Genomic DNA, 500 nt, shown 5'->3' with positions numbered 1-500 from the left:
ACGAACACCTCATTTATAAATTCTTATGAGGTAATTCTACACTATATTTTTGTCTGTTTGGGACATAATCAAAAATGGTATACTAGGACATTATCATAAACGGATCATATTTGGTATATTAGAAATCAAAAAAGTATTGACATGAATAATGTTAGCTGATATAATATAAAAATAGTCACTTAGCGACAAATATATAACATTTATTGGTCTTTGAAAATTAAACAGAGAAATAGGTAAAGAAATGAAATAACATTTTATTTTAACCAGTCAATTACTTTAGTAAAAGTAATATTTTAGTCGTAAGACTAAAAAGTATGTAATGAGCTCGCGTTACCAACTTAATCGTTGGTATTCAACTTAACAGTTGGCGCAGATTAATCATTTCAACTAAAAAGTGTAAACTTTTAAATTGAGAGTTTGATCCTGGCTCAGGACGAACGCTGGCGGCGTGCCTAACACATGCAAGTCGAGCGATGATTCGCCTCTTCGGAGGCGTTAAT

1 rRNA gene is annotated in these 500 nt (G+C 31.6%); it reads left to right on the top strand.

Annotation, left to right across the window (positions count from 1 at the left end):
• Positions 1–405: 405 nt before the first annotated feature.
• Positions 406–500: ribosomal RNA gene (locus KPL37_RS19575) — 16S ribosomal RNA — on the top strand; the annotation flags it as partial.

The organism is Clostridium frigoris, assembly GCF_018861865.1.
GTDB classification, from domain to species: Bacteria; Bacillota; Clostridia; order Clostridiales; family Clostridiaceae; genus Clostridium_AD; species Clostridium_AD frigoris.
This window is presented reverse-complemented; position numbering and strand designations above follow the sequence as displayed.